Below are 9,186 nucleotides of genomic sequence, written 5' to 3'. Positions count from 1 at the left end.
CCCGACGCGCGCTCGGTCGACCGCTGTCTCCGCGACCTCGGCGTACGCACCGTGCCCGCGATGCTCGTGACGCACGACCACGCCGACCATGTCGACGGCCTGCCCGGCGTGACGCGTCGCCGCTCGCTCGCCTGGATCGGCACCGGTCCGAGCAGCCCCGACGTCACGGACGTGCCCGTGCGTGAGCTGACGGCCGGAGACCGTTGGCGCGCTGGGGAGGTCACGCTGACCGTTCTCGGGCCTCTTGCCCGCCCCGGGCCTTCTGGCGTCGCCCCCGCGGCGGTGACCGAGGACACCGCCAACGACGCGAGCCTCGTCCTGCTCGCGGAGACCTCGGACGTCCGGGTCCTGCTGACCGGGGACGTGGAGCCCCCCGCGCAGCGGGCTCTCGCCGCGGCCTACCCCACACTCCAGGTCGACGTCCTCAAGGTTCCGCACCACGGCAGCGCGCACCAAGAGGTGGCGTGGCTGACCGGGCTCGGTGCGCGCTGGGCGACGGTCAGCGCGGGGGAGGGCAACACCTACGGCCATCCGGCACCGGAGACGTTGCAGCACCTCCGAGACGCCGGGGCCACGATCTTGCGTACCGATCCGGGTCGTGACGTCGCGGTCGTCGTACGCGACGGCCAGGTGTCCGGTGTCGTTCGCTGACCGTCGTCGGCGGTGTCCTCGCGACGTGGCATGCTGAGCGGCGATGGCGTCCTTGTTCAGCACCGTGCTCCTCGTCACCGGCGGTGTCGAGTTCCTCACCGACCGCGCGATGAGACGTGCTCTCGCTCAGCTCCACGACGAAGACCCCGAGGTGTCGGTCTCCGACGTCGAGGGCTCGACGATCGGGCAGGGCGAGCTGGCCGCGCTCACCAGTCCATCGTTGTTCTCCTCCCACAGCGCGGTCGTCGTACGCGGGATCGAGAGCCTCGACGCGACCGCGGCCGACGAGCTGCTCGCCTACGCCGCAGCGCCGGCGCCCGACGTCGCGGTCGTGCTCACCCACGGCGGGGGCCAGAAGGGCAAGGGCGTCCTCGACAAGCTCCGCAAGCTCGCGGCCGTCAAGGAGGTCACGACCACGGCACCCAAGCCCTGGGAGGTCTCGCGCTGGGTCGCCGCAGAGGTCCGTCACCTCGGCGCCTCCATCTCCGAGGAGGCGGCGGGCTACCTGGTCGACGCGGTGGGGCACGACCTTCGCTCCCTCGCCGCGGCCGCCGACCAGCTCGTCGACGCCGCGACCGGTGCCGACGGCAAGCGCGCACCGATCTCCCTCGAGCTCGTCCGTCAATACTTCGGTGGACGCGCGGAGGTGAAGGGCTTCGACATCGCCGACGCGGCGATCGACGGTGAGACGGCTCGCGCGCTCGAACAGCTGAGGTGGGCCCTCAACAACAACGTGGCCCCCGTGCTCATCACCTCGGCGTTCGCGACAGGGCTCCGTTCGCTCGCCCGTTACGGCGTGGCGTCGAGCAAGGGCCTCCGTGAGGCCGAGCTGGCGCGCGAGGTCGGTGCGCCGCCGTTCCGGCTCAAGCGGCTGCGTGCGCAGCTGCGGGGGTGGGACACCGCAGGGCTCACGACGGCCATCGGCGCCGTCGCCCGAGCAGACCTCGACGTCAAGGGAGCGTCAGACCCGCACTACGCGCTGGAGCGGATGGTCCTCACCGTCGCCGCCTCGCGCGTCCAGTGACGGCGCGATCTCGCCCGGACGCACGAACGGCACCCCCCGCCGGGAGGTGCCGTTGCGTCGGTGAGGTCAGGCGCTCAGAGCGCTGCTGACTTCTTCGCGATGGACGACTTGCGGTTAGCCGCCTGGTTCTTGTGGATGACGCCCTTGGACGCAGCCTTGTCGAGCTTGCGGGTCGCTGCCCTCGCGAGCTGCTGCGCCTCGTCGGTGTTGCCGGCGTCGATGGCGTCGGTGAACCGGCGGACGACGGTCTTCAGCTCCGAGCGCACGGCCTTGTTGCGCTCACGCGCACGCTCGTTCTGCCGGTTGCGCTTGATCTGCGACTTGATGTTTGCCACGGGGCAAGCCTCGTTGTTCTGTCGAAGTGGATGGGTGCGCGCGCGGACACGGACACGCGACCACCCACTGTATCAGCGGCAGACCGGTCGGCCAAAACGCGCCTCGATCCTGCCGGGAGCCGTCCGACGACGAGCGGGATGGCCGAAGCCAGCGGCCCCCGGCCACCGCACGCGTGCAGTGGACGAGGGCCGCGTCGGGTCGCCTCCGTACTAGCGCGGCGGCGGATAACCGCCGTCGCGGCGCTCCTCGACCACGTGCGTCGAGCGCGTGCGCTGGTGGTTGACGATCAGCGAGACGACGATGGCGGCGACGCCCGCGAGGAGCAGGATCCAGCCGAGCGTCCCCGTGTCCACCACGGTCGTGTCGATGTTGATGACGTCCAGGGCGAAGATCAGGCCGAGGACGATGAGAACGATGCCGAGTCCGATGACCACGACAGTCCTTTCTCTGGGGGATGGTGGCGCTCAACGTACCCGGCTTGGTCCCGGCCGTCAGGCCACCGCGGCCGCCGCCGGGGCGAGAAAAGCCCGGGGCGTCAGCGCACCGGCACGATCCGGTAGCCCAGCGGCATCAGCGAGATCGGGATCATCTTGAAGTTCGCGAGACCGAGCGGGATGCCGATGATGGTGAGGCAGAGGGCGATCCCGCTGACCAGGTGGGCGATCGCGAGCCAGACTCCGGCCAGGACGATCCAGATCACGTTGCCGATCATCGACGCCACCCCGGCGGACGGGTTCGGCTCGATGGTGCGCCCGAAGGGCCACAGCGCGTAGGAGGCGATGCGGAACGACGCGATCCCCCAGGGGATGCCGATGATCGTGATGCAGAGCAGGACACCGGCGAGCGTGTAGCCGATCGCGAGCCAGATCCCGCTGAGCAGGAGCCAGATGACGTTGAGGATCACGTTCACGCTCGAACTGTAAGGCGCATTGCGTGGCGACGTACGACCTGTGCCCTCATGCATTCGGGAACCTGGGGCCGTCATGGGAGGATGGGAGGCACCATGGCCAAGACCTCTCCTGCCTCCTCGGCGCCCGCTCCCGGGGCGACCGATCCGGCGATCCTCCGCAACTTCAGCATCATCGCCCACATCGACCACGGCAAGTCGACGCTGGCCGACCGGATGCTGCAGCACACGGGCGTCGTCGACGGTCGCGCGATGCGCGCGCAGTACCTCGACCGGATGGACATCGAGCGCGAGCGCGGCATCACGATCAAGAGCCAGGCCGTACGGCTGCCGTTCACCAAGTCGACCGGTGAGGACGCGGGGACGACGTACGTCCTCAACCTCATCGACACCCCCGGCCACGTCGACTTCACGTACGAGGTCAGTCGCAGCCTCGCGGCGTGCGAAGGCGCCATCTTGTTGGTGGACGCCGCGCAGGGCATCGAGGCCCAGACGCTGGCCAACCTCTACCTCGCGCTCGACGCGGACCTGACGGTCATCCCCGTGCTCAACAAGATCGACCTCCCGAGCGCGCAGCCGGACAAGTTCGCCGAGGAGCTGGCGCACCTGGTCGGCTGCGAGCCCGACGAGGTCCTGCGGGTCTCGGCCAAGACCGGGGTCGGCGTCGAGGCGGTGCTCAACGCGGTCGTCGACCAGATCCCCGCGCCCGTCGGGAAGCCCGACGAGTCGGCCCGCGCAATGATCTTCGACTCCGTCTACGACACCTATCGCGGCGTGGTGACCTACATCCGGGTGATCGACGGCCACCTGTCGCACCGCGACAAGATCAAGATGATGTCCACCGGTGCCGTGCACGAGCTGCTCGAGGTCGGCGTCATCTCGCCGGAGCCGAACAAGGCCGACCGGATCGGCGTGGGGGAGGTCGGCTACCTCATCACCGGGGTGAAAGAGGTGCGCCAGTCCCGCGTCGGCGACACCGTGACCTCGGCGCAGAAGCCGGCCACCGAGGCGCTCGGCGGCTACCGGCACCCCAACCCGATGGTCTTCGCCGGCCTCTACCCGATGGACGGCGACGACTACCCGACGCTGCGTGACGCGCTCGACAAGCTCCAGCTCAACGACGCCGCGCTGCAGTACGAGCCGGAGACGTCCGGAGCCCTCGGGTTCGGCTTCCGCATCGGTTTCCTCGGCCTGCTCCACATGGAGATCGTGCGGGAGCGGCTCGAGCGCGAGTTCAACCTCGACCTCATCTCGACGACTCCCAACGTGGTCTACCGGGTCGTCATGGAGGACGGCAGCGAGCACCGGGTCACCAACCCGAGCGAGTATCCGACGGGCAAGATCTCCGAGGTCTACGAGCCGGTGGTGCGGGCGACCGTCCTGACGCCGACCGACTACATCGGACCCGTGATGGAGCTGTGCCAGACGCGACGCGGCACCCTCCTCGGGATGGACTACCTCTCGGCGGACCGGGTCGAGATCCGCTACACCGTCCCGCTCGGAGAGATCGTCTTCGACTTCTTCGACAACCTCAAGAGCCGCACCAAGGGCTACGCCTCGCTCGACTACGAGGCGACCGGCGAGCAGGCCGCCGACCTGGTCAAGGTCGACATCCTGCTCCAGGGCGACCCGGTCGACGCCTTCAGCGCCATCGTGCACCGCGACAACGCCTACTCGTACGGCGTCGCGCTCGCGCAGAAGCTCAAGGAGCTCATCCCGCGCCAGCAGTTCGAGGTGCCCATCCAGGCGGCGATCGGTGCTCGGGTCATCGCCCGCGAGACCATCCGCGCGATCCGCAAGGACGTCCTCGCCAAGTGCTACGGCGGTGACATCAGCCGCAAGCGCAAGCTGCTCGAGAAGCAGAAGGAAGGCAAGAAGCGGATGAAGATGGTCGGCCGCGTCGAGGTGCCGCAGGAGGCGTTCGTGGCCGCGCTCTCCACCGGCGACTCGGGTGACAAGGGCAAGAAGTAGCCTCCCGTGAGGGCCGCCACGCTCGCCGACGTCGAGCTCCTCAGAGACATCGAGCGAGCGGCGGACGAGCGGTTCCGGGAGATCGGCCGGGACCTGGTCGCGGACGGTGAACCCGCGCCGTACGAGACGGTGGCCGCGGCGGTCGGTCGCGGCACGGCGTGGGTCGAGGTCGGGGACGCCGGCGCGCCGGTGGCGTACGCGCTCGCAGACGTGCTGGACGGCCGGGCCTTCCTCGAGCAGCTCTCCGTCCTCCCGGAGCACGGCCGACAGGGGATCGGTGCAGCGCTCGTCGACGTGGTCGCGGGGTGGGCACTCGCAGGCGGGCACGCCGAGCTGACGTTGACGACCTTCGCCGACGTGCCGTGGAACGCGCCGTACTACCGGCGCCTCGGCTTCGAGGTGGTGCCCGAGGCGCGGTGGAGCGCGGGTCTGCGTGAGCGTCATGTCGCCGAGTCGGCGTACTTCCGCCCTTGGCCACGGATCGTCATGGCGAGGCCGTTGCGCTGATCTGCGCCGACTCTTGAACACGTTCGAAGGCTGATGCTAGATTCGAACATGTTCAAGTCTCCTGACGGCGCTCTCTGATGGCCAAGGACACCCGCGACCGGCTGACCGCTGCCGCGCTACGGCTGTTCCGCGACGTCGGCTACCAGGCGACGACCATGCGCCGCATCGCGGACGAGGCCGGGCTGTCGCTCGGCAACGCCTACTACTACTTCTCGGGCAAGGACGAGCTTGTCCACGAGCTCTACGTCAGCGTCCAGCGCGAGCACCGTGACGTTGCGCTCCCGCGCCTCGTCGAAAGGGCTCCACTCGCGGACAACCTGCGCGCGGCCCTGCACGCCGGCCTCGACGTGATGACGCCCTACCACGGCTTCGGCACCACGTTCGTGCAGCAGGCGCTCCCCGCCTCGTCGTCGGCGAGCCCGTTCTCCGCGGAGTCGGGGAATGCGAGGGCAATGGCGGTCGACCTCATGGAGCACGTGGTCGCCACCTCCAAGGTGCGACTGCCGAGCGGACTACGCGACCGGCTCCCGGACCTGCTCTGGTTGCTCTACCTCGGTGTGACGCTCCATTGGGTCGTCGATCCGTCGCCGGAGCAGCAGCGCACACGGTCGCTCGTGGATCGGCTCGCACCGGTGGTCTCGAAGGCGGTCGCCCTGTCCCGACTCCCGGTGGCGCGGGGCCTGGTCGACGACGTCGTGGCGCTCACCCAGCCGTCCTCCGGTGCGCTGCGATGAGGCGCGGTGCGGTCGCCGTCGTCGCCGGAGCCTCCGGATACATCGGTCAGCACCTGGTTCGCGCCTGGTCGCGCCACGGGGCGGTGGTGCGGACGATCGGGCGCGGTCCGGACGCGGACGCGAGCTGGGGCGACGCGGCGGGGCTCGCCGACGTGCTCGGCGGTGCCGACCTCCTCGTGAATCTCGCCGGGCGCTCGGTGAGCTGCCGCTACTCCAAGCCCAACGCTGACGCGATCTTCGCCTCACGTACGGAGACCACCGCACTACTCGGCCGGGCCCTCGCCGCGTCGGCGTCCCCGCCGTCGCTGTGGGTCAACGCGAGCACGGCGACGATCTACCGCGATGCGCGAGACCGTCCCATGGACGAGGTGACAGGAGAGCGTGGCGCCGGGTTCTCCGTGGCCGTCGCGCGGGCGTGGGAGCACGAGCTCTTCGACGCGCCCACGGCCGTACGGAAGGTGGCGCTGAGGATGGCGATCGTCCTCGGTGCCGGCGGTGGTGCCGTGAACCCGTTCATCAACCTGGCCCGCCTCGGCTTCGGTGGACCGATGGGGGACGGCGGTCAGATGTTCAGCTGGGTGCACGTGGACGACGTCGTGCGCGTGGTGGACCATCTCGCCGAGCACCCCGAGATCGCCGGACCGGTCAACGTGGCCGCCCCTGACGCGGTGACGAACGCGGAGATGATGCGATCGGTGCGCCGGGCGTTCGGCCGCTCGCACGGTGTCCCGCTGCCGACCTGGGCGCTCGAAGCTGGAGCGCGGCTCATCAGGACCGAGGCCGAGCTCGTGCTCAAGAGCCGCTGGGTCGACCCGGCGACCCTGAGAGGGTCCGGGTTCGCGTTCGCCCATCCCGACCTCGACGGGGCGCTCGGCGAGATCGCGTCGCGCACGCGGCGAGGGCTCCTTCCGGTCGCGCTCGGCTGACCTGGTCCGCGGCCGACGGGCACCCTGCGTCACCAGGGGTGCTGATCGATAACGATTATCTGGTGGATGTGCCTCGGATCACGTCGATCACGTACGATTCGAGCCATCCTGTGATCGCCATCACCACCCCTAACGATGAGGTGCACCCTTCATGGCCAACGCCCCGACACCCGAGCATCTGGAGATTGTCGAGTCCCGTGCCAAGAACGTCGGCGAGATGTTCTTCGCCCGAGTACGCGAGACCCCCACTCGTGAGGCCTACCGCTACCCGGTCGGCGAGAACTGGCGCTCCCTGACCTGGGGCGAGACCGGAGACGTCGTCTCCCGGATCGCGGCAGGTCTCGTCTCGCTCGGCATCAAGCCGGAGGAGCGCGTCGCGATCGCGTCCGGGACCCGCTACGAGTGGATCCTCGCCGACCTCGCCATCATGGCGGCGGGCGCTGCGACGACCACCGTCTACCCGACGACCGTGACCGACGACGTCGCCTACATCCTCGCGGACTCCGGGAGCCGGATCGTCTTCGCCGAGGACGCCGTCCAGCTGGCGAAGCTCCAGGACAAGCGCAGCGAGCTCCCCGACGTGATCAAGGTCGTGCTGTTCGACGGTGACCACGACAGCGACTGGGTGATCACCCTCTCCGACCTCGAGCAGCTCGGAGACAAGCTGCTCGCCGAGCAGCCGTCGGTCGTCGAGGAGCGCGTCGCCGCGATCTCGCCGGACCAGCTCGCGACCCTGATCTACACCTCCGGCACGACCGGCCGTCCCAAGGGAGTCCGGCTCACGCACGACTCGTGGACGTACGAGGGAGCAGCGGTCGCCGCGGGCGGCTACATCACCATCGACGACCTCCAGTACCTCTGGCTCCCGATGGCACACTCTTTCGGCAAGGTGCTCCTGTCGACGCAGCTGCAGATCGGCTTCCCGACCGCCGTCGACGGCGCCATCCCCAAGATCGTCGACAACCTCGCCGTCGTGAAGCCGACGTTCATGGGCGCGGCACCGCGCATCTTCGAGAAGGCCTACGGCCGCATCGTCGGGATGATGGAGGAGGAGGGCGGCGCCAAGCTCAAGCTCTTCCGTTGGGCGACCAAGGTGGCGGCCCAGGTCAAGGCTCTCGAGCGAGAGGGCAAGAAGGTCCCCGCCGGGCTGGCCTTCCAGCACCGGCTCGCCGACAAGATCGTCCTCTCGAAGGTGCGGGACCGATTCGGTGGACGCGTCCGCTTCTTCATCTCCGGAGCCTCCGCGCTGTCGCAGGAGGTCGCCGAGTGGTTCGAGGCTGCCGGCATCCTCATCCTCGAGGGCTACGGCCTCACCGAGAGTGCGGCCGGTTCCTTCGTGAACCACCCCGACCAGTACAAGCTCGGCACCGTCGGCCTGCCGATGCCTGGCACCGAGGTCAAGATCGCGGAGGACGGCGAGATCCTCATCAAGGGTCCCGGTGTCATGCAGGGCTACCACAACCTCGAGACCGAGTCCGCGTCCACGGTGACCGACGACGGCTGGCTCGCGACGGGCGACATCGGCCAGATCGACGAGGACGGGTTCCTCCGGATCACCGACCGCAAGAAGGACCTCTTCAAGACCTCGGGCGGCAAGTACGTCGCGCCGTCGCACGTCGAGGGCGTCTTCAAGGGTGTGTGCCCGCTCGCCAGCCAGATGGTGGTGCACGGCAACAACCGCAACTTCGTGAGCGCCCTCATCACGATCGATCCCGACGCCGCGACGCTCTTCGCCGAGAACCACGGCCTGGCGGGCAAGTCGTACGCCGAGATCGTGACGTCGCCGCAGATGCACAAGGCGATCGAGGGCTACGTCGAGGAGCTCAACTCCAAGCTCAACCGCTGGGAGACGATCAAGAAGTGGCAGATCCTCGACCGCGACCTGTCGGTCGAGGAGGGCGAGATGACGCCGAGCCTCAAGCTCAAGCGCAAGTTCGTCGAGGACAAGTACCGCCCGATCCTGGACGAGTTCTACGCCGGCACCTGACCGGCAGCTGTCTCAGGAGGGGGGGCCCCCCCCCGGGGGGGGGCCCCCCCCGGGGGGGGGGGGGGGGGGCGGCGGGGGGGGGGGGGGCCCCCACCCCCCCCCCGGGGGGGGGGGGGCGGCCGGGGGGGGCGCCCCGGGGGGGG

The 9,186-nt window shown here is 69.5% G+C and carries 10 protein-coding genes; 7 read left to right on the top strand and 3 right to left on the bottom strand.

All coding sequences use genetic code 11. From position 1 onward, the window contains the following. Positions 1-651 (top strand): MBL fold metallo-hydrolase (locus PV363_RS13105; RefSeq protein WP_301022538.1); only part of this gene is annotated, 651 nt, incomplete at its 5' end. Between the two features lie 43 nt (positions 652-694). Continuing rightward, the gene (holA, locus tag PV363_RS13100; RefSeq protein ID WP_220346567.1) at positions 695-1,675 is read left to right on the top strand and encodes a DNA polymerase III subunit delta; all 981 of its coding nucleotides are present in this window, start codon (positions 695-697) and stop codon (positions 1,673-1,675) included. 74 nt (positions 1,676-1,749) lie between these two features. Here the strand turns inward: holA and rpsT are convergent, their stop codons facing one another. The 3 genes from rpsT to PV363_RS13085 all read right to left on the bottom strand — a co-directional run bounded on the left by rpsT (position 1,750) and on the right by PV363_RS13085 (position 2,921). Then, positions 1,750-2,010 (bottom strand): 30S ribosomal protein S20, encoded by a 261-nt coding sequence (gene rpsT, locus PV363_RS13095; protein WP_220344199.1) that lies wholly within the window; start codon positions 2,008-2,010, stop codon positions 1,750-1,752. A 210-nt stretch (positions 2,011-2,220) separates the two neighbouring features. Continuing rightward, entirely contained in the window at positions 2,221-2,445 is a 225-nt protein-coding gene (locus PV363_RS13090) for a DUF6458 family protein (RefSeq protein WP_220344200.1), read from the bottom strand. 101 nt (positions 2,446-2,546) lie between these two features. After that, the gene (locus tag PV363_RS13085; RefSeq protein WP_220344201.1) at positions 2,547-2,921 is read right to left on the bottom strand and encodes a YccF domain-containing protein; all 375 of its coding nucleotides are present in this window, start codon (positions 2,919-2,921) and stop codon (positions 2,547-2,549) included. Between the two features lie 93 nt (positions 2,922-3,014). Here PV363_RS13085 and lepA point away from each other — a divergent pair, with 93 nt between their 5' ends. The 5 genes from lepA to PV363_RS13060 all read left to right on the top strand — a co-directional run bounded on the left by lepA (position 3,015) and on the right by PV363_RS13060 (position 9,043). Continuing rightward, on the top strand, positions 3,015-4,889 hold the full coding sequence (lepA, locus tag PV363_RS13080; RefSeq protein ID WP_220344202.1) for a translation elongation factor 4: 1,875 nt from the start codon (positions 3,015-3,017) through the stop codon (positions 4,887-4,889). Between the two features lie 6 nt (positions 4,890-4,895). After that, complete coding sequence (locus PV363_RS13075; RefSeq protein ID WP_301022537.1) at positions 4,896-5,396, top strand: GNAT family N-acetyltransferase; 501 nt, start codon at positions 4,896-4,898, stop codon at positions 5,394-5,396. A 77-nt stretch (positions 5,397-5,473) separates the two neighbouring features. Continuing rightward, a complete protein-coding gene (locus tag PV363_RS13070) occupies positions 5,474-6,130 on the top strand; it encodes a TetR/AcrR family transcriptional regulator (RefSeq protein ID WP_301022536.1) in 657 nt (218 codons plus the stop codon). Beyond that, a complete protein-coding gene (locus PV363_RS13065; RefSeq protein WP_220365859.1) occupies positions 6,127-7,056 on the top strand; it encodes a TIGR01777 family oxidoreductase in 930 nt (309 codons plus the stop codon). The genes PV363_RS13070 and PV363_RS13065 overlap by 4 nt, the downstream gene beginning before the upstream one ends. A gap of 151 nt (positions 7,057-7,207) precedes the next feature. Further along, a complete protein-coding gene (locus tag PV363_RS13060) occupies positions 7,208-9,043 on the top strand; it encodes a long-chain fatty acid--CoA ligase (protein WP_220344206.1) in 1,836 nt (611 codons plus the stop codon). The last annotated feature ends 143 nt before the right edge of the window (positions 9,044-9,186 follow it).

It is taken from the genome of Mumia sp., assembly GCF_028803055.1.
Taxonomy (GTDB): domain Bacteria; phylum Actinomycetota; class Actinomycetes; order Propionibacteriales; family Nocardioidaceae; genus Mumia.
The sequence above is the reverse complement of the archived record's forward strand: the minus strand, read 5'-3'. Positions and strand labels throughout refer to the sequence as shown.